Raw genomic sequence first — 21,818 nt, 5'->3', positions numbered from 1 at the left:
ACGATTTAAGCCCAAGCAGGAGCCCGTCAGTGGCCAGAATTACCGTGGAACGCCAGCACACGCTGGGAAAGGAAAAGGCCCGCGAGAAGGCTGAGATCATGCTGCAGAAGCTGTTCGACAAGTACGGCATCGAGCACGAGTGGACAGGCGACACCGTGGCGCTGGAAGGCAAGGGCGCCAAGGGCACGGTCGCGGTCGAAGATGAATGGGTGCGGGTAAACATCGACCTCAACTTCTTCCTCTCCGCCATGAGCGGTTCGATTCAGTCGGAAGTTGAACGGCAACTGGACAAGGTGTTGACGGCCTGAGGTCCAGAGAAAAGGCTAAAGCATCAGCCTGATGACTTGCTCGGAAGGGTCGCGGGATTTGCCGGCGGCCTTGAGTTCAGCCAGATACTCGTCCCAGAGTTGCGTCTGGCGTTGCGCCAGTTGCTCCAGGTATTCCCAGGTAAACAATCCGCTGTCATGACCGTCATCGAAGGTCAGTTTCAGCGCGTACTGGCCGGCGGGCTCCACTTTGGTGAGCCCGACGCCCAGCTTGCCGAACTGCAGAATCGGATTGCCATGGCCCTGCACCTCCGCCGACGGCGAGTGCACCCGCAGGAATTCCGCCGGCAAGCGGTATTCCTCATCCGGCCCGTATTTCAGGCTGAGGACTTTCGAGGCTTTGTGCAGCTGGATAGCGGTGGGGATGCGGGTCATAGAGGTGGTCTCAACGGCGAGCTGTAAGCTACAAGCTACAAGCCACAAGCCAAGCAGATTCAGTATCCAGTGAAATCTGCTTGCAGCTTGAAGCTCACAGCTTGCAGCTGCTATCAAAGAATGTAGCGCGACAGATCTTCGTCTTCCGCCAGCTCACCCAAGTGACTGTTCACGTATTCAGCGTCGATCTGAATTGTTCCGCCATCCTGCGCGCCTGCCAGGTCACCGGCACTGAAAGAAACCTCTTCCAGCAAACGCTCAAGCAGCGTGTGCAAGCGACGCGCACCGATGTTCTCGGTTTTCTCGTTGACCTGCCAGGCGATTTCGGCCAGACGCTTGATGCCATCCGGCAGGAACGTGATGTTCAGGCCTTCGGTCTTCAGCAGCTCGCGGTATTGCTCGGTCAGCGACGCATGGGGTTCGGTCAGAATGCGTTCAAAATCCTGCGGGCTCAGGGCTTTTAGCTCGACGCGAATCGGCAGACGACCCTGCAGCTCAGGCACCAGATCGCTTGGCTTGCTCAGGTGAAACGCACCGGAAGCGATGAACAGGATGTGATCGGTCTTGACCATGCCCAGCTTGGTGTTGACGGTGCAGCCCTCGATCAGGGGCAGCAAGTCGCGCTGAACGCCTTCGCGGGACACATCGGCGCCGCCGACATTACCGCGCTTGGCCACTTTGTCGATCTCGTCGATGAACACGATGCCATGCTGCTCAACCGCTTCCAGCGCCTTGGCTTTCAGTTCTTCGTCGTTGACCAGACGGCCCGCTTCTTCATCGCGAACCATCTTCAGCGCGTCTTTGACTTTCAGCTTGCGGCTCTTCTTCTTGCCCTTGCCCATGTTGGCAAACAGGCTTTGCAGCTGGTTGGTCATCTCTTCCATGCCCGGCGGCGCGGAAATATCGACGCCGCCCATTTCAGCGACCTCGATCTCGATTTCCTTGTCGTCCAGCTGACCTTCGCGCAGACGCTTGCGGAACAGCTGGCGGGTATTGGAATCGCTGCCTGAAGACGCGTCCTCGTTGAAGCCCGCGCGCGCCGGTGGCAGCAGGGCGTCGAGAATGCGGTCTTCAGCAGCGTCTTCGGCGCGGTGGCGAACCTTGGTGATTTCCTGTTCACGCAGTAGCTTCATCGCAGCGTCCGCCAGATCACGGATGATCGACTCGACGTCGCGGCCTACGTAGCCAACTTCGGTGAACTTGGTCGCTTCGACCTTGATGAACGGCGCGTTGGCAAGTTTCGCCAGACGACGGGCGATTTCGGTTTTACCGACGCCGGTCGGGCCGATCATCAGGATGTTCTTGGGGGTGACTTCGACGCGCAGCTCTTCAGGCAGCTGCATCCGGCGCCAGCGATTACGCAGCGCGATGGCGACGGCGCGTTTGGCATCGTCCTGGCCGATGATATGGCGATTGAGTTCGTGGACGATTTCACGGGGAGTCATGGACATGGTTTTCAACGGTCCTCGGCAGATGGCAAGTCGGGCAGGCCGCGATGAATGGCGGCCATCACCTCAGGCTTACTCGGCGAGGTCCTGCTCCTCAATGGTGATGTTGTGGTTGGTGAACACGCAGATGTCGCCGGCAATGTGCAAGGCGGTTTCGGCGATTTCACGGGCAGAGAGTTCGGTCTTCAGCAGCAGCGCGCGGGCCGCCGCCTGGGCGAAGGCGCCGCCGGAGCCCATGGCGATCAGGCCGTCTTCGGGCTCAACGACGTCACCGTTACCGGTAATGATCAGCGAAGCGTCCTTGTTGGCAACGGCCAGCATGGCTTCAAGGCGACTCAGGGAGCGGTCGGTACGCCATTCTTTCGCCAGCTCTACGGCGGCGCGCACGAGGTGACCCTGGTGTTTTTCCAGCTGGGCTTCGAAACGCTCGAACAGGGTGAAGGCGTCAGCGGTGGCGCCTGCGAAACCGGCGATGACCTGGCCGTGGTAAAGGCGCCGGACTTTCTTGGCGTTGCCTTTCATGACGGTATTGCCCAGGGAAACCTGGCCGTCACCGGCCATGACGACTTTGCCTTGGCGGCGCACTGAAACGATGGTGGTCAAGGGGAGAGTCTCCACGCGGCGGGGCGAAAATGCCCTGATGGAAACTCATATGGGGGTGGGGGCGGGTATTTCAACCGTTGAGTGGGTTGAGGGATGAATGGTGGTGCGTCTAGTTGCTTCAAGTTTGTGTAGGAGTGAGCTTGCTCGCGATTGCGGTCAATCAGGCACCCATTAGGTTGGATGTGCCGATTTCATCGCGAGCAAGCTCACTCCTACAACTGATCGCCCCCGCGTGGAGCGGGACCAATTTTTTGCCCTGCGGCGGGTGGCAGTGCCCTAGCGAGCCTGTCGCTGTTGCAGCAGCAGGTTGCTGAAACCGCCGCCCGCCAGCTGCTTCTGCGCTGTGGTCAGCTGTTCGCGGTTGCTGAACGGGCCGACCAGCACGCGGTACCAGGTTTCATCCTTCACCGTGCCTGACTCCACAGTCGACGTTTGCCCCAGCAGAATGATCTGCGCGCGCACCTTCTCGGCGTCGGCCTGTTTGCGGAACGAGCCCGCTTGCAGGAAGAACGTCGTCACCGCCGCCGGCTTGGTCACCGTAGGCGCTGGCGGTGGCGTCAGACCGCTGAGCGCCGCCTGGGCGCGAGCGGTGTCGATCTTCGCGGCCACTTCAGGCGTAACCGGCGTACTTGGCGCAACCACCGGTGGCGTCTTCTCCGGCACCGCCTCGTTCGGCACGATGACTTCCGACTCAGGCAACAGCGTGTAGAAGTCGTATTTGGGCTTCACAGGCGCGGTCGGGCTGGGCGGCGTCTTGTTCGCTTCGGCGATCTTTGCGGCCTTGGCTTCAGCCTTGACGCGCTTGATGTCGTCGCCGCTGCCGGGTTCGAGCTTCATCAGAAAAACAACGAAAGCGCCGACGGTCAGGCCGATCGCCATCCACACCCAGCCCGGAATCGGCTTCTTGGCGGGTGCCTGATACCGGCTGGCGCCGCGCTTGGGAGCAGGTTTCTTTTTAACGGCCAACTTACATACGCTCCAGAGTGTCCAGACCCAGCAACTGCAGGCCTTGCTTGAGGGTGCGACCGGTCAGAGCGGCGAGGCGCAGACGGCTTTGCTGTTGTTGCGGGTTTTCCGCCGCCAGGATCGGGCAGTTCTCGTAGAAACTGGAGAACAGGCCGGCGAGGTCATACAGATACGCGCAGAGCACGTGAGGTGTGCCCTTGTCGGCAACGGTATTCACGGTCTCGCCGAACTGCGCCAGGCGCGCGGCCAGGTCTTGCTCCTGGACGGCGTCCAGGATGATTTGGCCCTCGCTCGCGTTGAAGCTTTCGCCCTTTTCTTCGAGCTTGCGGAACACGCCGGCCACACGGGTGTAGGCGTACAGCAGATAAGGCGCGGTGTTGCCTTCGAAACTGAGCATCTGGTCGAAGTTGAAGCTGTAGTCGCTGGCGCGATGCTTGGACAGGTCCGCGTATTTCACCGCGCTGATGCCCACGGCCTTGGCGATCGAGCGCAACTCGCCTTCGGCGACGTCCGGGTTTTTCTCTTTGACCAGCGTATAGGCGCGCTCTTCAGCTTCGTCGAGCAGGTCGACCAGCTTGACCGTGCCGCCATCGCGGGTCTTGAACGGACGGCCATCGGCGCCGTTCATGGTGCCGAAGCCCATGTGCTCCATCTGCATGCCGTTGGTGACGAAGCCTGCGCGGCGCGCCACTTCGAAGACCTGCTGGAAGTGCAGGGCCTGACGCTGATCGACGAAATACAGCGCGCGATCGGCTTTCAGCACGTTGCTGCGGTAGCGAATGGCGGCAAGGTCAGTGGTGGCATAGAGATAACCGCCACCGGCCTTTTGCACGATCACCGGCAGCGGCGTGCCTTCGGCGGTTTTGAATTCTTCAAGAAACACACACTGCGCGCCATTGCTCTCGACCAGCAGTCCGGCCTTCTTCAGGTCGGCGACGACATTGGCGAGGTCGTCGTTGTAGGCGCTTTCGCCCATGACGTCCTTCGGCGTGAGTTTGACGTTCAGGCGTTCATACACTTCCTGACAGTGGGACAGGGAGATGTCTTTGAAGCGGGTCCACAGGCTCAGGCACTCGGCGTCGCCCGCTTGCAGCTTGACCACCAGGCCACGTGCGCGCTCGGCGAATTCTTCGGATTCGTCGAAACGGCCCTTGGCGGCGCGGTAGAAGTTTTCGAGGTCAGCCAGTTCGTCGCTGGTCGCCGGGGTTTCCTGCAGATAGGCCAGCAGCATGCCGAACTGAGTGCCCCAGTCGCCGACGTGGTTCTGACGGATTACGGTGTCGCCAAGGAATTCCAGGACGCTGGCCACGCCGTCGCCAATGATGGTCGAACGCAAGTGGCCGACGTGCATCTCTTTGGCCAGGTTCGGCGCGGACAGGTCGACCACAACGCGTTGCGCAGGGCCGTTCTTGCGCACGGACAGGGTCGCGTCGGCGAGGGCTTCGTCGAGACGCGAAGCCAGGGCCTGGGTGTTCTGGAAGAAATTGAGGAAGCCGGGACCGGCGATGTCGACCTGGGTGATCTGCTCGTCGGCAGGCAGCGCAGCGACGATTTTTTCAGCCAGGTCACGCGGCTTCATGCCCGCAGGCTTGGCCAGCATCATGGCGATATTGCTGGCGAAGTCGCCGTTTTTCTTGTCCTTGGCGTTCTCCACCTGAATCGCCGGCGTCAGCCCTTCCGGCAAGACGCCATCGGTGACGAGTTGGCTCAGAGCTTGTTGAATCAGCTGGCGAATGGTGTCTTTCATGGTGCTCTCTTTCGACCGCAAGCGCGGCCGCGCCTGGATGCGCGGGTGGAAAAACTGGGCATTATCCGTGGCCGGGGCCACCTTGCCAACCGCGCTGGATGCGCGGTCAACCGATGCGAATCAATAAAGGTCCACCGGATCCACGTCCAGCGACCATCTGACCTGGCGCCCGCTCGGCATGTTTTCCAGCGTCAGCAGCCAGGTCGCGAGCAGCTTGTGCAGCGGCGCGCGGGCGTTGGCCTGGACCAGCAACTGAGCGCGATAGCGTCCGGCGCGTCGTTCCATCGGTGCCGGAACCGGGCCCAGCAGCTCAATGCCGCCCAGCGCCATGTCCTTCAGCAAGCGCTCGGCTGCGGTGCAGGCTTCGTCAAGAAACCCCTCGGCCTGACCCGGCTTGTGCGCTTCGGCGCGCAGCAGCGCCAGGTGCGAAAACGGCGGCAGCCCGGCGGCGCGACGTTCGCTCAGGGCCTGCTCGGCAAACGCGAAATAGCCCTGTTCGGTCAGTTGAATCAATAAAGGATGATCGGCCAGGTGAGTCTGGATGATCACCCTGCCCGGCTCTTCGGCACGACCGGCTCTGCCTGCGACCTGCACAATCAATTGCGCCATGCGCTCGCTGGCGCGGAAGTCACCGGAGAACAGCCCGCCATCGGCATCGAGAATCGACACCAGCGTGACGCGCGGGAAGTGATGCCCTTTGGCGAGCATCTGCGTGCCCACCAAAATGCACGGCTGGCCTTTCTGGATGGTGGCGAAGAGCTGGTTCATCGCGTCCTTGCGCGAGGTGCTGTCCCGATCAACGCGCAGCACCGGGTAGTCGGGGAACAGAATCGCCAGCCGCTCCTCGGCACGCTCGGTCCCCGCACCCACCGGGCGCAGATCGACCTTGCCGCATGCCGGGCAATTGCGTGGCACCCGCTCGATATGGCCGCAATGGTGACAACGCAGCTCGCCCGAGCGCTGGTGCACGGTCATGCGCGCGTCGCAGCGGGGGCATTCCGACAGCCAGCCACAGTCGTGACACAGCAGCGTCGGGGCAAACCCACGCCGGTTGAGGAACACCAGCACTTGCTGGCCCGCCGTCAGGGTCTGACCGATGGCCTGCTGCATCGGGCCCGAGATGCCGCTGTCGAGCGGGCGGCTTTTGACATCCAGACGCAGGAAGCGGGGTTGCTGAGCACCGCCCGCGCGCTGATTCAGGCGCAGGAGCGCATACCGACCGGTGTGGGCGTTGTGCAGACTTTCCAGCGAAGGCGTTGCCGAGCCGAGCACGATCGGGATGTCCTCCTGATGCGCCCTCACCAGTGCCAGGTCCCGGGCGTGATAGCGCAGGCCTTCCTGCTGTTTATAGGAGCCGTCGTGCTCCTCGTCGATGATGATCAGCCCCGGGTTTTTCATCGGGGTGAACAGCGCCGAGCGGGTGCCGATGATGATGTCGGCCTCGCCATCGCGCGCCGCCAGCCAGGCGTCCAGCCGGTCGCGATCGTTGACCGCCGAATGCAGCAGCGCGATGCGCGCGTTGAATCGCTGCTCGAAACGCGCGAGGGTCTGCGGGCCCAGGTTGATTTCCGGAATCAGCACCAGCGCCTGCTTGCCCGCTTCCAGCGTTTCGCGGATGAGCTGCAGGTACACCTCGGTCTTGCCGCTGCCGGTGACCCCCGCCAGCAGTGAGGCGTGGAAGCTGCCGAAACCCGAACGAATGGCTTCATAGGCGGCCCGTTGCTCAGTGTTGAGCGGCAGCTCCGGCTGCGCCAGCCAGTGCTCGTGCCGCTCGACCGGCCCATGACCACGCACCTCGACGGTGACCAGTCCCTTGGCGAGCAGCAGATTCAGGCTGTCGCGGTTGAGCATCAGCTTGCTCAGCAACTGGTGAGCCACACCATGGGGGTGCTGGGCCAGGGTGCGTAGCGCTTCTTTTTGTTTCGGCGCCCGGGCGATGCGCGGGTCATCGACGCTGGCGTCTGGCGCCGCGTGCCAGAACCGCTCCTGCCGCGCTTCCGCCGGTTCGCCCTGACGCAGCAACACCGGCAACGCCCAACTGAGGGTGTCGCCCAGGCTGTGCTGGTAATACTGGGCCGTCCACAGGCACAACTTGAACAGTGCAGGCGGCAACGGCGCTTCGGCGTCCAGCACGGCAATGGCCGGCTTGAGCTTGTCGGCCGGCACGTCGCTGTGATCGACGACTTCCACCAGCACGCCGATCATTTCCCGACGGCCGAATGGCACGCGCAGGCGCATCCCCGGCTGCAACGCACTGCGTGCCACACCTGCGGGGGCAAGGTAGTCGAACAAGCGGCGCAGTGGCGAGGGCAGGGCGAGGCGCAAGATGGCGTCGGGCACGCGGGGGATATCCTGTTACGGAGTATGACGAAGGGCGCGATCTTAGCAGACGACCGGCGTGAACGTTCCCTTGCGTGATTGGCGTTGTCTGTTAATATGCGCGGCCTAATTCCGTGCGGTATTCAACAATAGTGTTGGGTGGCGGCACGATAGCCTGAGGAAATACCCATGAAATCTGATATCCATCCAGTTTACGAAGCCATTGACGCAACCTGCAGCTGCGGCAATGTCATCAAAACCCGTTCCACACTGGCCAAGCCTCTGAGCCTGGACGTGTGCAACGAGTGCCACCCGTTCTACACCGGCAAGCAAAAAACTCTGGACGTCGGCGGTCGTGTCGACAAGTTCAAGTCGCGTTTCGGTGCGTTCGGTCCTACCAAAGCTCCTGCTGCTGCAGAGTAAGGTTGGCCGTTCTGGAGTCGCCGATGCGTTTCTCCAGGCTGCTTAAGAAGGCGTCCCTCGCGGGCGCCTTTTTTATGTCTGCGATTTGGCTTTCGACGGCCCAGGCCTTGTGCCCTGCGCCGCCGTCTCTGCCTGTGGCCCAGGTGCAGCGCGTCGTCGATGGCGACACGGTGCGCCTGAGCGATGGTCGCAGCGTTCGCATGATTGGCCTCAATACGCCGGAAACCGGCAAAAAGGGTCAATCCGCCCAGCCGTTTGCCGAAGCAGCCAAGCGTCGTTTGCAGGCGTTGATCGATGCCAGTGATGGGCAGGTCAGGCTGCGCGTGGGTGAAGAGCCGACTGATCACTACGGTCGCACCCTCGCCAACGTCTATGGACGCGATGGCGCCAACCTTGAGGCGCAACTGCTTGCCGAAGGCCTTGGCTATCTCGTCGCCGTTTCCCCGAACGTTGCGCTGGTCAGCTGCCAGCAGGTCGCAGAGCAGTCAGCTCGCCAGGCCGGCCTGGGTCTGTGGCGCAATTCGCCGGTTCAGCCGGCCGAGCAGATCAGCACCGGCGGCTTCGCGCTGGTCAGCGGGCGCGTGACCAGCGTGCAGCGCAATGGCGGCGGCCTGTGGATCGAGTTCGGCGATGCGCTGGTGCTGCGCATTGCGCCCAAACTGCTCGGCCAGTTCGACACTGCCGCGCTGCAGCGTTTGAAGGGGCAGCGAATCGAAGCCCGTGGCTGGGTGGTCGATCGTTCGCGTCGGGGCGGTCTGAAATCAGGTCAACCGCGCTGGATGATGTCGATCACTCACCCTGCCATGTTGGATACAGTTAACAAATAAATTGTAGACATTTTTAGCGGTGATTGTTGCGGCTGAAAGCCTTACGTTCTGCGGCTCTACGCTGAAAGTCGTAGATGCGGCCTCTTGACACAGGTGACCCGCCAGTCTTGTTAGGACTTTATGACTTGCGTATGCTCGGCGGTCCGTCTGTCCAACAGCAAAAAAGCGGAATGCCCCCATGTCAGATTTGAAAACTGCCGCTCTCGAATATCACGCTCATCCCCGTCCAGGGAAACTCAGCGTCGAGCTCACCAAAGCCACTGCAACCGCTCGCGATCTGTCGCTGGCCTACAGCCCGGGTGTGGCTGAGCCGGTCCGCGAAATCGGTCGCGATCCGGAACTTGCCTACAAGTACACCGGCAAAGGCAACCTGGTAGCGGTCATCTCTGATGGCACCGCGATTCTGGGTCTGGGTAACCTCGGACCTCTCGCGTCCAAGCCAGTTATGGAAGGCAAAGGCGTGCTGTTCAAGCGCTTTGCCGGTATCGATGTGTTCGATATCGAAGTCGATTCGGAAAGCCCGCAGGCCTTCATCGACACCGTGCGACGCATCTCCATCACCTTCGGCGGCATCAACCTGGAAGACATCAAGGCACCTGAGTGCTTCGAGATCGAAAAGGCGCTGATCGAGCAGTGCGACATCCCTGTTTTCCACGATGACCAGCACGGCACCGCGATCGTTACCGCGGCCGGCATGATCAACGCGCTGGAAATCGCTGGCAAAACTCTGGAAGCGGCGAAGATCGTCTGCCTAGGCGCTGGCGCTGCGGCCATCTCCTGCATGAAGTTGCTGGTGAGCATGGGCGCGAAGATCGAAAACATCTTCATGATCGACCGCAACGGCGTGGTTCACGACGGGCGCACCGATCTGAACCAGTACAAGGCCCAGTTCGCTCACTCCACCGACAAGCGCACGCTGGCCGATGCGCTGGAAGGGGCTGACGTGTTCGTCGGTCTGTCCGGTCCGAACCTGCTGAGCGCCGAAGGCCTGAAGTCGATGGCGGCCAACCCGATCGTGTTCGCTTGCTCGAACCCGGATCCGGAGATTTCGCCAGAACTGGCTCACGCCACCCGCAGCGACGTGATCATGGCCACTGGCCGTTCGGATTACCCGAACCAGGTCAATAACGTGCTGGGCTTCCCGTTCATCTTCCGTGGTGCATTGGACGTTCGCGCCAAGCGCATCAACGAAGAGATGAAGATCGCCGCGGCCAACGCCCTGCGTGAACTGGCCAAGCTGCCGGTGCCTCAGGAAGTCTGCGATGCCTACGGCGGCATCGCGCTGGAATTCGGTCGTGAGTACATCATCCCGAAACCACTGGACGTGCGCCTGCTGACTATCGTTTCCGATGCCGTTGCCAAGGCAGCCATCGAAAGCGGTGTTGCGACCCTGCCGTATCCAAAGCACTACCCGCTGAAAAGCGTGGATGACGTGTTTAACGGCTGATAGCAACGCCCACAAAAAACCCAGCCAAGTGCTGGGTTTTTTTTGAGCTGCAAGCTACAAGCTACAAGCAGTGCACAGATCGCCGCTGCTCTTGCCTTTACTTGTAGCTTGCCGCTTCAAGCTCACCGCTGCCTCACTAGAACAAATCGATCGGCGCCGACTCGTCCGCCGGCAGCGGGCTGCCTGGAGGCGGGCTGCCGCCGAGTTCGTTCACGCTGGGCGGCGTGTCTTCGCTCTTGAACAGCTCGAAGAACGCACCCGGCGTGCTCGGTGTGGCGGAGCGGCCGCTGACGGGATCGATGCGCAGGCTGAGGATGCCGTCCGGTTCGGCTTGAACATGGGGCGGTTTGTCCTTCAGTGCGGCGCTCATGTACTTCATCCAGATCGGCAGCGCGACCGTGCCGCCGAACTCATGGCGACCCAGGCTTTCCGGCTGATCGAAACCGGTCCAGACCGTCGTCACATAATCGGCGTTATAGCCCGTGAACCATGCGTCTTTCGAATCATTGGTGGTCCCGGTTTTACCGGCGATGTCTGGACGGTTCATCGCCAGTGCACGGCGGCCGGTACCGCGTTTGATCACGTCCTGCAGCATGCTGTTGAGAATGTAGACCGTGCGACCGTCAACAATCCGTTCTGCCACAACAGGTGCTGGCGCTGCGCCGGACGCATCCAGCGCGTTCGGCACGACGTTGGCGGTCAGCGGCGGGGTCTCTGGCGCTGCATAGGTTGATGCGCTGCTGATGGCCGCTTCGCTGACCGCTTTCGGATTCGGGTCGTTGGCAGGCACTGTCGGCGGGTTGGCGACGAACAGGGTTTTGCCTTCGCGGTCCTCGATCTTCTGGATGAGGTACGGGCTGATCTTGTAACCGCCGTTGGCAAACGCGCTCCAGCCGCTGACGATTTCCATCGGCGTCAGGGTTGCCGTGCCCAGTGCCAGAGAGAGGTTGGGCGGCAAGTCCTGCTTGTTGAAGCCAAAGCGGGTGATGTAATTGATCGCGGTGTTCACGCCCAGGCTTTGCAGCAGGCGGATCGACACCAGGTTACGCGACTTGTACAGCGCTTCGCGCAGCCGAATCGGACCGAGGAAGGTGCCCGTGTCGTTCTTTGGCCGCCAGACTTTGTCGATGGCCTCGTCGACGAACACGATTGGCGCGTCGTTGACCAGGCTGGCGGCGGTGTAGCCGTTGTCCAGCGCTGCCGAGTACAGGAACGGCTTGAAGCTGGAGCCCGGCTGACGCTTGGCCTGCATCGCGCGGTTGTAGTTGCTTTGCTCGAACGCGAAGCCGCCGACCAGCGCACGAATCGCGCCGTTCTGCGGATCCAGCGAAACCAGCGCGCTTTGCGCCACGGGAAGCTGGCTGAACTTGAGGGAGTTGTCCGGCTGACGCTGCAGGCGCACCAGATCGCCAACGTGGGCGACATCGCCGGGCTGCTTGGGATTGGCGCCGACGCTGTTTGTGTTCAGGAACGCCTTGGCCCACTTCATGCTGTCCCAGGCGACGGTTTCTTCGTTCTCGCCGTTGCGGGTCAGGACGCGGATGCCGGTCTTGTCGACCTGAGTGACGATGGCCGGCTCCAGGCCGCTGATCGGACGCTGTTTGGTCAGTTCCTGCACCCAGCCCTCGCGGGTCAGGCCGGGGAATCGGCTCTCAGGCCCGCGATAGCCATGGCGCTGGTCGTATTCGATCAGGCCGTCCTGCACCGCCTTGTTGGCGTCTTCCTGCAGGCCGCTCGGGACAGTAGTGGTGACGCGGAAGCCTTCTGTGTAGGCTGCGCTGCCATAACGACCCACCATTTCGGCGCGCGCCATTTCAGCGATATACGGCGCGTTCACTTCAGGGCTCTGAACGTGATAACTGGCGTTGATCGGCTCGGCAAGGGCGGTCTGGTAGGTGTTCTGGTCGATTTTCCCCAGCTTGAACATGCGGCCCAGAATCCAGTCGCGGCGCTCTTTGGCACGCACCGGATTGGCCAGTGGGTTGAATCGTGACGGCGCCTTGGGCAGGCCGGCAATCATTGCCATCTGCGCAACGCTCAGGTCGCGGATGGATTTGCCGTAGTAGACCTGCGCTGCGGCCTCGATGCCGTAAGCGCGGTTACCCAGATAGATCTTGTTGACGTACAGCTCGAGAATCTCGTCCTTGGTAAGTTGGCGCTCGATTTGCAAGGCCAAGAGAATCTCGGTGGTTTTGCGCGAAAAACTGCGCTCGCTGGTCAGGAAATAGTTTTTCGCGACCTGCATGGTGATGGTCGAGCCGCCAGACTGGATGTGACCGCTCTTGACCAGTTGACTGGCCGCGCGCATCAGGCTGCTCGGATCCACGCCATAGTGGTTCTCGAAGTTGTCGTCTTCAGCGGACAGCAGGGCATGGATGAAGTTGGGCGGAATGTCGGCGAAACGGATGGGAGAGCGGCGCATTTCGCCAAACTCTGCAATCAGCTTGCCGTCGCTGCTGAAGACGCGCAGCGGGATCTGCAGCTGGATATTGCGCAGCGCATCGACCGATGGGAGGTTCGGGGCCAGGTAGAGAAAGGCGCCGCTCAGGCCGAGGAGCAGCCCGCAGACGACCGCGACGATGGACCACCAGACAAACTTCAGCAGGCGTATCAAGGCTTTTGGATTTCCAGAAAAAAGAATGAGTTAGACGCAGGCATTTACAAATGAACACGCCTTGAAGCTTTGGTACACGAAAAAAACGCTGGGCATTATAAGCATTTTTCGTCGTCGAGCGTTATTTGCGCTACTGTCAAGTCAGCCGACAGTGGCACTGGACTAGAAATCATCCGTAAGTGACGGAAACGCATAGGGAATCGGTTGTGTTCGAACTCTTCAGTAAGAAGGCCAACACCCTTCTGGGGATCGATATTAGCTCCACCTCGGTCAAGCTCCTGGAGCTAAGTCGTTCCGGCAACCGTTACAAGGTCGAGTCTTATGCGGTCGAGCCGCTGCCAGCCAACGCAGTGGTCGAAAAGAACATCGCGGAGCTCGAAGGCGTCGGCAGTGCTTTGACGCGTCTGCTGGTAAAAGCCAAGAGTAACGTCAAAATCGCGGCGGTTGCTGTCGCGGGTTCGGCTGTTATTACCAAGACCATCGAGATGGACGCGGGGCTTTCCGACGACGAGATGGAAAACCAGCTCAAGATCGAGGCCGATCAATACATTCCCTATCCCCTGGAAGAAGTCGCCATCGATTTCGAAGTCCAGGGCTATTCAGCCCGTAATCCAGAACGCGTCGAAGTGTTGCTCGCCGCCTGCCGCAAGGAAAACGTCGAAGTGCGCGAAGCTGCTCTGGCACTGGCCGGGCTGACCGCCCGCGTGGTCGATGTCGAAGCCTATGCGCTGGAGCGCTCGTTCGGTCTGTTGTCTGCGCAGTTGGGCCAGGACCACGAACAGCTGACGGTCGCGGTCATCGACATCGGCGCGACGATGACCACCCTCAGCGTGCTGCACAACGGCCGCATCATTTATACCCGCGAACAATTATTTGGCGGTCGCCAGTTAACCGAAGAAATCCAGCGCCGTTATGGTTTGTCCGTCAGCGAGGCCGGGCTTGCGAAGAAGCAGGGCGGGCTCCCCGACGACTACGTCATGGAAGTCCTGCAGCCGTTCAAGGACGCCGTGGTGCAGCAGGTGTCCCGTTCGCTGCAGTTTTTCTTTGCGGCCGGCCAGTACAACCGCGTCGACTACATCATGCTGGCCGGCGGGACCGCCTCTATTTCCGGTCTTGATCGGCTGATCCAGGAGCGCCTCGGCACGCCGACGCTGGTGGCTAACCCCTTTGCTGACATGGCACTGAGCGTCAAGGTCAACGCCGGCGCGCTCGCCAGCGATGCTCCCGCACTGATGATCGCTTGCGGTCTGGCCCTGAGGAGCTTTGACTAATGGCACGGATCAACTTACTTCCCTGGCGCGAACAGCAACGTGAGGAGCGCAAGAAGCGCTTCATCCTGGCGCTGGCGGGTGTGCTGGTGCTGGGCATCGGCGCCATTCTTTTGGCTGATCAATATTTGAGCAGTGCCATCGCCCACCAAAACGCCCGCAATCAATTCGTCAGGACTGAAATCGTCCAGCTCGACGCGCGCATCAAAGAGATCAGCGAGCTCAAGGCGCGTCGCAAACAATTGCTGGAGCGGATGAAGATCATCCAGGACCTGCAGGGCAACCGGCCGATCATCGGGCGCATCTTCGATCAGATGGCCCGCACCCTTCCCGATGGCGTCTATTTCAACGACGTGAAGATGACCGGGCAGATGATCAGCATTTCCGGCGCTGCCGAATCCAATAACCGGGTTTCGGATCTGCTGCGTAATCTGGATGCGTCTGACTGGCTTGAGTCGCCGAGTCTGACCGAGGTCAAGGCAAACACTGCAGCGGGTGGCGTGGATCAGACCAACACCTTCCAGTTGACGGTGCGCCAGACGCAGCCGGCGGTTGAGGGGGTCAGGCCATGAACATGAATGATTGGCTCGACAGCCTGAAAAAGATCGACATCAACGACCTGGACATCAATAACCTGGGTTCCTGGCCCGCCGCGGTGAAGACCATTGCCGGCGCGCTGTTGCTGGCGCTGGTGTTGGCCGGTGGGTATTTCTTCTATATCCAGGACATGCAGACTCAGCTCGATCAGGCCCGTGGCGAAGAGACCGCACTGAAAGAGCAGTTCGCGACCAAGGCGTATCAGGCTGCCAACCTCGCGGCTTACAAGAGCCAGATGGTGGAGATGGAAAACACCTTCGGCGCCTTGCTGCGGCAGCTGCCAAGCGACACCGAAGTCCCCGGCTTGCTGGAGGACATCACCCGCACCGGTCTGGGCAGCGGCCTGGAGTTTGAGGAGATCAAACTGCTCCCCGAAGAGGCCCAGCAGTTTTATATTGAATTGCCGATTCAGATTACCGTGACGGGCAGTTATCACGACCTCGCGACCTTTGCCAGCGGCGTCGCCAGCCTGCCGCGCATCGTGACCCTGCATGACTTCGAGATCAAACCGCTGGACGCCAAGTCCCCCGGGAAGCTGCGCATGAGCATCCTTGCCAAGACCTACCGCTATAACGACAAAGGTCTTCAGAACGTCGACACGAAAGGGCCAGCGAAATGAGGGCGATGCATTGGTTGTGCGTCGGCGTCACGCTGATGGGGCTCGCGGGTTGCGACAGCTCGAACGAATTTGACGATCTCAAGCAGTTCATGGCCGAGGTGCGCGCGCGGCCGGTGGGCACCATTGAGCCGATGCCCAAATTTCGGCCGTATGAAGCCTTTACCTATGCGGCGGCCAGTTTGCGCAGTCCGTTTCAGCCGCCGATCAAGATTGATCTGGTCAACCGTCCAAAGGGCTCGCACCTGGTGCAGCCTGATCCGACGCGGGTGAAGCAGTTCCTCGAAGGCTTCAACATCGACTCCTTCGAAATGGTCGGCACGTTGAGCAATGAAACCGGCACGTTCGCGCTGCTTCGCGGGGCGGGTGGCGTGCATCGGGTGAAAGTGGGCGATTACCTGGGACGTAACGATGGTCGGATCACGGCGATCACCGACTCGGCAGTGCAAGTGATGGAAATCGTTCCGGATGGCGAGGGGGCATGGCTTGAGCGTCCGCTCAGTATCTCCCTCAAGGAGCGCTCATGAAGACGGCAAGCAAGCGAAGCACCTTCGGATCGGCACAGTGGTGGAATGTGAACATGAACAGGATTCTCTCGATTATCGGCCTGTCGCTAGGGATGGCGATGCTTTCACCGGTTGTCCAGGCGGCTAACCTCAAGACGCTGGATGTCGCCGCATTGCCGGGGGATCGAGTCGAACTGAAACTGTCCTTCGACGGTCCGGTGGCGGCGCCGCGCGGCTACACCACCGAGCAGCCGGCGCGCATTGCGCTGGACCTGCCGGGCGTGACCAGCCAGCTGGCGATCAAGAGCCGTGACCTGGGTTCAGGCAATGCCCACAGCGTTGTGGTCGTCGAAGCCAAGGACCGCACGCGGGTGATCATCAACCTCACCACGCTTGCGCCCTACAGCTCGCGTGTCGATGGCAACAACCTGTTCGTGGTCGTGGGCCAGGGCGCCGCTGCGGCCCAGGGCTCACAGCCGAGCACTGCCATGGGCGCGGCGCGAGTCAGTGTGCCGAGCGGACCTGCCGCGCAATCCAAGCCCGTTGCCCGCTCGTATGCGCCAGGCCCGCGGTCGGTGAAAAACGTCGACTTCCAGCGCGGCGAGTTGGGTGAAGGCAACGTCATCATCGAGCTGAGCGACACCGGCATTGCCCCTGACATCCAGGAGCAGGGCGGCAAGATCCGCGTCGACTTCGCCAAAACGCAGTTGCCTGAGCCGCTGCGCGTGCGTCTGGACGTGAAGGATTTCGCGACCCCGGTGCAGTTCGTTAATTCCAGCGCCACGGGTGACAAGGCCAGTATCTCCATCGAACCGTCCGGTGCGTTCGACTACTCCGCCTACCAGACCGACAACAAGCTGACCATCAGCGTGCGTCCCCTGACCAACGAAGATCAGGAGCGCCGCAACTCGGAAAAACTGGTCTACACCGGCGAGAAGCTGTCGCTGAATTTTCAGGACATCGACGTGCGTTCGGTGCTGCAACTGATCGCTGATTTCACCAACCTCAATCTGGTGGCGAGCGACACCGTTCAGGGCGGCATCACCCTGCGCCTGCAGAACGTGCCATGGGATCAGGCGCTGGATCTGGTGCTCAAGACCAAAGGCCTGGACAAGCGCAAGATCGGTAACGTTTTGCTGGTCGGTCCGGCTGACGAGATCGCCGCGCGGGAGCGTCAGGAGCTGGAATCCCTCAAGCAGATTTCCGAGCTGGCCCCGCTGCGTCGCGAGTTGCTGCAGGTGAACTACGCCAAGGCCGCCGACATTGCCAAGCTGTTTCAGTCGGTGACCAGCGCTGAATCCAAGACCGATGAGCGCGGTTCGATCACCGTCGATGAGCGCACCAACAACATCATTGCCTACCAGACCCAGGATCGTCTGGACGAGCTGCGCCGCATCGTTTCGCAACTGGACATCCCGGTACGGCAGGTGATGATCGAGGCGCGCATCGTTGAAGCCAACGTCGATTACGACAAGGCCCTGGGCGTGCGTTGGGGTGGTTCGAGCAACAAAGGCAATTTCACCACGGGCGGTAATGGCACGGTCTCGGGCGCATCAGCGACCAATGGTCCTTACGTGGATATGGGTGTGACCGACGCCACCTCGTCGATCGGCCTGGGCTTCCTGACCAACAACACGATTCTCGACCTTGAGCTGACGGCGATGGAGAAGAGCGGCAACGGCGAAGTGGTCTCGCAGCCGAAGGTCGTCACGTCGGACAAGGAAACCGCGAAAATCCTGAAAGGTACGGAAGTGCCTTATCAGGAAGCCAGTTCGAGCGGTGCGACGTCGGTGTCGTTCAAAGAGGCGTCGCTGTCGCTGGAAGTGACCCCGCAGATCACCCCTGACAACCGCATCATCATGGAGGTCAAGGTCACGAAAGATGAGCCGGACTACGTGAACACGGTGCTGGGTGTGCCGCCGATCAAGAAAAACGAAGTGAACGCCAAGGTGCTGGTGGCCGACGGCGAGACCATCGTAATTGGTGGCGTGTTCTCGAATACGCAGAGTAAAGTCGTCGACAAGGTGCCATTTTTAGGCGATGTGCCGTATGTTGGCCGCCTTTTCCGGCGCGATGTGGTTTCGGAGTCAAAATCCGAGCTGTTGGTGTTTCTCACTCCGCGTATCATGAATAACCAGGCGATTGCTGTGAGTCGTTGATTCTGTGCGAAATTTAATTCTTGTGGGGCCGATGGGCGCTGGCAAAAGCACCATCGGTCGCTTGCTGGCCAAAGAGCTTCGACTGCCGTTCAAGGATTCCGACAAGGAAATCGAGCTGCGAACGGGTGCCAATATTCCCTGGATCTTCGACAAGGAAGGTGAAGCGGGCTTTCGCGATCGTGAGCAAGCGATGATCGCCGAACTCTGCGCGCTGGATGGCGTGGTCGTCGCTACCGGCGGTGGCGCGGTCATGCGCGAAGAAAACCGTCGCGCCCTGCACGCCGGCGGTCGGGTGGTGTATTTGCACGCGTCGGTTGAGCAGCAGGTGGGCCGAACCTCACGAGATCGTAATCGCCCCTTGCTGCGTACGGCTGACCCGGCGCGCGTACTGCGTGAGCTGCTGGAGATCCGCGATCCGCTGTACCGCGAGATCGCCGATGTCATCATCGAAACCGATGAGCGGCCGCCGCGAATGGTGGTTATCGACATCCTCGCCCTGCTGGCCGAGCTTCCTCCCCGTTAAAGCGCAGACGGAAATGCGCTATCCTCGGCGACCATAAAAAGTGGGGTCGCTACATGGCCTTGCGCCATAGCCGGTGTCGGCGTTTTTCAAGACCCGCACAGGCAACCAATTGTTAACAGCGTGGGGACACATGCAGACACTCAAGGTCGAGCTTGGCGAACGCAGCTACCCGATCCATATCGGCGAAGGCTTGCTGGATCAGCCCGAGTTGCTCAAGCCGTACATAGCCGGAAAACAGGTGGCGATCGTTTCCAACGCCACCGTCGCGCCGTTGTACATGGACCGCCTCACCCGATCCCTCGCCGGTTACAGCGTCTTGCCGATCGTGCTTCCCGACGGTGAAGCCTTCAAGAACTGGGAAACACTGCAAACCATCTTCGACGCGCTGCTCACTGCACGCCATGATCGCCGCACCACTGTGATTGCGTTGGGCGGCGGCGTCATCGGTGACATGGCCGGCTTTGCCGCTGCCTGTTACCAGCGCGGCGTCGAATTCATTCAAGTGCCGACCACGTTGCTGTCCCAGGTCGATTCCTCGGTCGGTGGAAAAACCGGCATCAATCACCCGCTGGGCAAAAACATGGTGGGCGCCTTCTACCAGCCTAACGCGGTGCTGATCGACACCTTGTCGCTGAACACCCTGCCTGAGCGCGAGCTGTCCGCCGGTCTTGCCGAGGTCATCAAATACGGTTTGATCTGTGACGAACCTTTCCTGACGTGGCTCGAAGAGAATGTCGACAAGCTGCGCGGGCTGGATCAGGCCGCGCTGACCACGGCGATCGAGCGTTCCTGCGCCGCCAAGGCTGCGGTTGTTGGCGCCGATGAGCGAGAGTCCGGCGTGCGTGCCACGCTGAACCTCGGTCATACCTTTGGCCACGCTATCGAAACCCACATGGGCTACGGCGTGTGGCTGCACGGCGAGGCGGTGGCAGCGGGCACGGTGATGGCGCTGGAAATGTCGGCGCGTCTAGGCTGGATCAGCGAGCAGGAGCGCGACCGTGGCATCCGTATTTTTCAGTGCGCCGGCTTGCCGGTGGTTCCGCCGGAAGACATGACGCCCGAGCACTTCCTCGAGCACATGGCGGTGGACAAAAAGGTCATTGACGGTCGTCTGCGCCTGGTGCTGTTGCGTCGCATCGGTGAAGCAGTGGTAACTGACGAATATCCACAAGAAGTACTACAGGCCACACTGGTCGCGGATTACCGCGCCTTGGTGGATCAGCTTAGAGGTTAATGAGAAATCCATGACTAGTTTGCACGCCGATGAGGCCTTCCTCGGTCATTACCAGTTGAGTCATGACCCCTTTGCAACGCGGGTTCCCGGCTTCAAATTCTTCCCGGCACAGCGCAAGCCCGTGCTGGGTCAGCTGCACCATCTCGCGCGCTACAGCCAGTTGCTGTTGGTCGTCACCGGGCCTCAGGGCAGCGGCAAGACGCTGCTGCGTCAGGCACTGGTGGCGAGCACCAACAAGCAATCGGTGCAGAGCGTGGTGGTGTCGGCGCGTGGTGCAGGGGATGCGACGGGCGTGTTGCGTCAGGTTGCCCAGGCGCTGAACGTCGCTCAAGCGGAAATGCGCCCGATCCTGGCGCAAGTCGTGCAGTTGGCGCTGACCGGTCAGGAAGTCTACATCCTGGTGGACGATGCCGAACAACTGGGCGAATCCGCACTCGAAGCGTTGTTGGGATTGGCAGCAGGCACCCCGGAAGGGCGTCCGCATGTCTTCCTGTTCGGCGAGGCTTCGATCATTGATCGCCTGGATCAGCTGTGCGCCGAGAGCGGTACCGAGGAAGAGCGCTTCCACGTTATCGAGCTCGCGCCGTATACCGAAGAAGAAACCCGTGAGTATCTGGCTCAGCGTCTCGACGGCGCAGGGCAGGGCGTGGAGTTGTTCAGCGCCGCACAGATCACTGATATCCACGAGCAGTCCGGTGGATGGCCAGGCGCGATCAATCAGGTCGCGCGCGATTCGATGATCGAAGCCATGATTGCCAGCCGCTCTGCGGTCAAGCGTCCAAGTATGGGGTTCAAAATGCCTAAGAAACACGTGTTGGCTTTGGGTGGGGTTGTTGTCGCAGCCGTTCTCGCGGCGTGGCTGATTCCAGGCCGCAGCAACGCACCTGCCACTGCGCCAGCCAACTCCCAGGCTCAACTGCCTCTGGGTCAGGGCCAGGCGCCGGCGCAACAATCGAACAACGGTGGCCCGGCCATCGAATTCGCCGGTAATTCGCAGCCGATGCCGCTGCCGATGAACGGCTCGCAACCGGCGACCCGCGCGCCGCTGGCTGAAGCTGCGGGCTCGGGCGAAGGTGATGGCGAAGATGGCGGCCCGGCAGCCAACCAATCGCTGCAGCCACCGACCGTGACCACCACTGCGCCACCGGCGGGCGCGACGGCAAGTCCTGCTCCGACCATGGCGCAGCAGCCGGTTCCGACACCGCGTCCGGCCCCGGCCGCCAAGCCAACGCCTGCTCCGGCGGCTGCTGCGAAGCCTGCGCCAGCGCCGACGCAAGTGGCAACCGCCAAACCTGCCCCGGCTCCGGCTCCGGCTCCGGCTCCGGCGGCCAAGCCAGCAGCTGCAGCGTCCGGCGCTGCGGGCAGCGGCTGGTACGCTGGTCAGGCACCGACGCATTACGTGGTGCAGATCCTCGGCACCAGCTCTGAAGCCACCGCTCAGAGCTACGTGAAAGAGCAGGGCGCCGAGTACCGTTACTTCAAGAAAACCCTGCAGGGCAAGCCCCTGTTCGTGGTGACGTACGGCAGCTTCGCTGACCGCAATGCGGCACTGACCGCTATCAAGGCCTTGCCAGAGAAGGTTCAGGCTGGTAAACCTTGGCCTCGTACTGTCGGCAGTATCCAACAGGAACTCGCCGCCGCCCGCTGATGACGCAGGGATCTTATCCAGGTCCTTCGCTTGGCCCTCCCGATATCACGCATGAGCGTGCTGCCAACGAGCAGCGCGCCTTGCGGTGTCTGCGTCTCAGACACGCATTGATCTTCGGGCTCTCATTGGTCAGACTCGCAAAAAAGCTCTGGCTAGCACGAGAATCGATATA

General features: G+C 61.2%; 19 protein-coding genes. 12 read left to right on the top strand and 7 right to left on the bottom strand.

Annotation, left to right across the window (positions count from 1 at the left end):
* Positions 1-29: 29 nt before the first annotated feature.
* Positions 30-308 carry a polyhydroxyalkanoic acid system family protein gene (locus QWI20_RS02345; protein ID WP_369303980.1) on the top strand — a complete coding sequence of 93 codons (279 nt, stop codon included), beginning with the start codon at positions 30-32 and terminating at the stop codon, positions 306-308.
* A 15-nt stretch (positions 309-323) separates the two neighbouring features.
* Here QWI20_RS02345 and QWI20_RS02340 read toward each other — a convergent pair whose 3' ends face one another.
* The 6 genes from QWI20_RS02340 to QWI20_RS02315 all read right to left on the bottom strand — a co-directional run bounded on the left by QWI20_RS02340 (position 324) and on the right by QWI20_RS02315 (position 7,805).
* The gene (locus QWI20_RS02340) at positions 324-701 is read right to left on the bottom strand and encodes a gamma-butyrobetaine hydroxylase-like domain-containing protein (protein WP_369303979.1); all 378 of its coding nucleotides are present in this window, start codon (positions 699-701) and stop codon (positions 324-326) included.
* Between the two features lie 113 nt (positions 702-814).
* On the bottom strand, positions 815-2,152 hold the full coding sequence (hslU, locus tag QWI20_RS02335; protein WP_369303978.1) for an ATP-dependent protease ATPase subunit HslU: 1,338 nt from the start codon (positions 2,150-2,152) through the stop codon (positions 815-817).
* A 69-nt stretch (positions 2,153-2,221) separates the two neighbouring features.
* Positions 2,222-2,752 carry an ATP-dependent protease subunit HslV gene (hslV, locus tag QWI20_RS02330; protein ID WP_074890792.1) on the bottom strand — a complete coding sequence of 177 codons (531 nt, stop codon included), beginning with the start codon at positions 2,750-2,752 and terminating at the stop codon, positions 2,222-2,224.
* Positions 2,753-3,028: 276 nt separating this feature from the next.
* Positions 3,029-3,718, bottom strand: a complete 690-nt coding sequence (locus QWI20_RS02325; RefSeq protein WP_369303977.1) for an SPOR domain-containing protein — start codon at positions 3,716-3,718, stop codon at positions 3,029-3,031.
* A gap of 1 nt (position 3,719) precedes the next feature.
* Positions 3,720-5,465 carry an arginine--tRNA ligase gene (gene argS / locus QWI20_RS02320; RefSeq protein WP_369303976.1) on the bottom strand — a complete coding sequence of 582 codons (1,746 nt, stop codon included), beginning with the start codon at positions 5,463-5,465 and terminating at the stop codon, positions 3,720-3,722.
* A 120-nt stretch (positions 5,466-5,585) separates the two neighbouring features.
* On the bottom strand, positions 5,586-7,805 hold the full coding sequence (locus tag QWI20_RS02315; protein ID WP_369303975.1) for a primosomal protein N': 2,220 nt from the start codon (positions 7,803-7,805) through the stop codon (positions 5,586-5,588).
* Between the two features lie 168 nt (positions 7,806-7,973).
* Here QWI20_RS02315 and rpmE point away from each other — a divergent pair, with 168 nt between their 5' ends.
* The 3 genes from rpmE (at position 7,974) to QWI20_RS02300 (ending at position 10,481) form a co-directional block, all read left to right on the top strand.
* The gene (rpmE, locus tag QWI20_RS02310) at positions 7,974-8,207 is read left to right on the top strand and encodes a 50S ribosomal protein L31 (protein WP_037016040.1); all 234 of its coding nucleotides are present in this window, start codon (positions 7,974-7,976) and stop codon (positions 8,205-8,207) included.
* 23 nt (positions 8,208-8,230) lie between these two features.
* On the top strand, positions 8,231-9,034 hold the full coding sequence (locus tag QWI20_RS02305; RefSeq protein WP_369303973.1) for a thermonuclease family protein: 804 nt from the start codon (positions 8,231-8,233) through the stop codon (positions 9,032-9,034).
* 178 nt (positions 9,035-9,212) lie between these two features.
* Positions 9,213-10,481, top strand: a complete 1,269-nt coding sequence (locus QWI20_RS02300; protein ID WP_122533933.1) for a malic enzyme-like NAD(P)-binding protein — start codon at positions 9,213-9,215, stop codon at positions 10,479-10,481.
* 136 nt (positions 10,482-10,617) lie between these two features.
* On the opposite strand, the gene QWI20_RS02295 is transcribed toward QWI20_RS02300, so the two are convergent.
* Positions 10,618-13,095: a penicillin-binding protein 1A gene (locus QWI20_RS02295; protein WP_369303972.1), complete on the bottom strand. Its 2,478-nt coding sequence runs from the start codon at positions 13,093-13,095 to the stop codon at positions 10,618-10,620.
* Positions 13,096-13,301: 206 nt separating this feature from the next.
* Between QWI20_RS02295 and QWI20_RS02290 the strand changes: the two genes are divergently transcribed.
* The 8 genes from QWI20_RS02290 to QWI20_RS02255 all read left to right on the top strand — a co-directional run bounded on the left by QWI20_RS02290 (position 13,302) and on the right by QWI20_RS02255 (position 21,646).
* On the top strand, positions 13,302-14,366 hold the full coding sequence (locus QWI20_RS02290) for a pilus assembly protein PilM (RefSeq protein WP_074890782.1): 1,065 nt from the start codon (positions 13,302-13,304) through the stop codon (positions 14,364-14,366).
* Positions 14,366-14,935, top strand: a complete 570-nt coding sequence (locus QWI20_RS02285) for a PilN domain-containing protein (RefSeq protein WP_133774734.1) — start codon at positions 14,366-14,368, stop codon at positions 14,933-14,935. The genes QWI20_RS02290 and QWI20_RS02285 overlap by 1 nt, the downstream gene beginning before the upstream one ends.
* Positions 14,932-15,579, top strand: a complete 648-nt coding sequence (pilO, locus tag QWI20_RS02280; protein WP_192171213.1) for a type 4a pilus biogenesis protein PilO — start codon at positions 14,932-14,934, stop codon at positions 15,577-15,579. The genes QWI20_RS02285 and pilO overlap by 4 nt, the downstream gene beginning before the upstream one ends.
* Positions 15,576-16,103, top strand: coding sequence for a type 4a pilus biogenesis lipoprotein PilP (pilP, locus tag QWI20_RS02275; protein WP_369303971.1), 528 nt, complete (start codon positions 15,576-15,578; stop codon positions 16,101-16,103). The genes pilO and pilP overlap by 4 nt, the downstream gene beginning before the upstream one ends.
* 53 nt (positions 16,104-16,156) lie before the next feature.
* Complete coding sequence (pilQ, locus tag QWI20_RS02270) at positions 16,157-18,241, top strand: type IV pilus secretin PilQ (RefSeq protein WP_282368776.1); 2,085 nt, start codon at positions 16,157-16,159, stop codon at positions 18,239-18,241.
* 4 nt (positions 18,242-18,245) lie between these two features.
* The gene (aroK, locus tag QWI20_RS02265) at positions 18,246-18,764 is read left to right on the top strand and encodes a shikimate kinase AroK (RefSeq protein WP_192171211.1); all 519 of its coding nucleotides are present in this window, start codon (positions 18,246-18,248) and stop codon (positions 18,762-18,764) included.
* Between the two features lie 130 nt (positions 18,765-18,894).
* On the top strand, positions 18,895-19,998 hold the full coding sequence (gene aroB, locus QWI20_RS02260) for a 3-dehydroquinate synthase (protein ID WP_369303970.1): 1,104 nt from the start codon (positions 18,895-18,897) through the stop codon (positions 19,996-19,998).
* 10 nt (positions 19,999-20,008) lie between these two features.
* Positions 20,009-21,646 carry an SPOR domain-containing protein gene (locus QWI20_RS02255; protein ID WP_369303969.1) on the top strand — a complete coding sequence of 546 codons (1,638 nt, stop codon included), beginning with the start codon at positions 20,009-20,011 and terminating at the stop codon, positions 21,644-21,646.
* Positions 21,647-21,818 lie beyond the last annotated feature (172 nt).

It is taken from the genome of Pseudomonas sp. W2-17 (assembly GCF_041060445.1).
GTDB lineage: Bacteria > Pseudomonadota > Gammaproteobacteria > Pseudomonadales > Pseudomonadaceae > Aquipseudomonas.
Note: the sequence above shows the minus strand (reverse complement) of the source record. Positions and strands in the feature narration are given on the sequence as shown.

Coding starts and splice junctions, on each gene's coding strand:
- QWI20_RS02340 (WP_369303979.1), bottom strand. CDS start 701: ATGACCCGCATCCCCACCGCTATCCAGCTGCACAAAGCCTCGAAAGTC.
- hslU (WP_369303978.1), bottom strand. CDS start 2,152: ATGTCCATGACTCCCCGTGAAATCGTCCACGAACTCAATCGCCATATC.
- argS (WP_369303976.1), bottom strand. CDS start 5,465: ATGAAAGACACCATTCGCCAGCTGATTCAACAAGCTCTGAGCCAACTC.
- rpmE (WP_037016040.1), top strand. CDS start 7,974: ATGAAATCTGATATCCATCCAGTTTACGAAGCCATTGACGCAACCTGC.
- QWI20_RS02305 (WP_369303973.1), top strand. CDS start 8,231: ATGCGTTTCTCCAGGCTGCTTAAGAAGGCGTCCCTCGCGGGCGCCTTT.
- QWI20_RS02300 (WP_122533933.1), top strand. CDS start 9,213: ATGTCAGATTTGAAAACTGCCGCTCTCGAATATCACGCTCATCCCCGT.
- QWI20_RS02285 (WP_133774734.1), top strand. CDS start 14,366: ATGGCACGGATCAACTTACTTCCCTGGCGCGAACAGCAACGTGAGGAG.
- pilO (WP_192171213.1), top strand. CDS start 14,932: ATGAACATGAATGATTGGCTCGACAGCCTGAAAAAGATCGACATCAAC.
- pilP (WP_369303971.1), top strand. CDS start 15,576: ATGAGGGCGATGCATTGGTTGTGCGTCGGCGTCACGCTGATGGGGCTC.
- pilQ (WP_282368776.1), top strand. CDS start 16,157: ATGAACAGGATTCTCTCGATTATCGGCCTGTCGCTAGGGATGGCGATG.
- aroB (WP_369303970.1), top strand. CDS start 18,895: ATGCAGACACTCAAGGTCGAGCTTGGCGAACGCAGCTACCCGATCCAT.
- QWI20_RS02255 (WP_369303969.1), top strand. CDS start 20,009: ATGACTAGTTTGCACGCCGATGAGGCCTTCCTCGGTCATTACCAGTTG.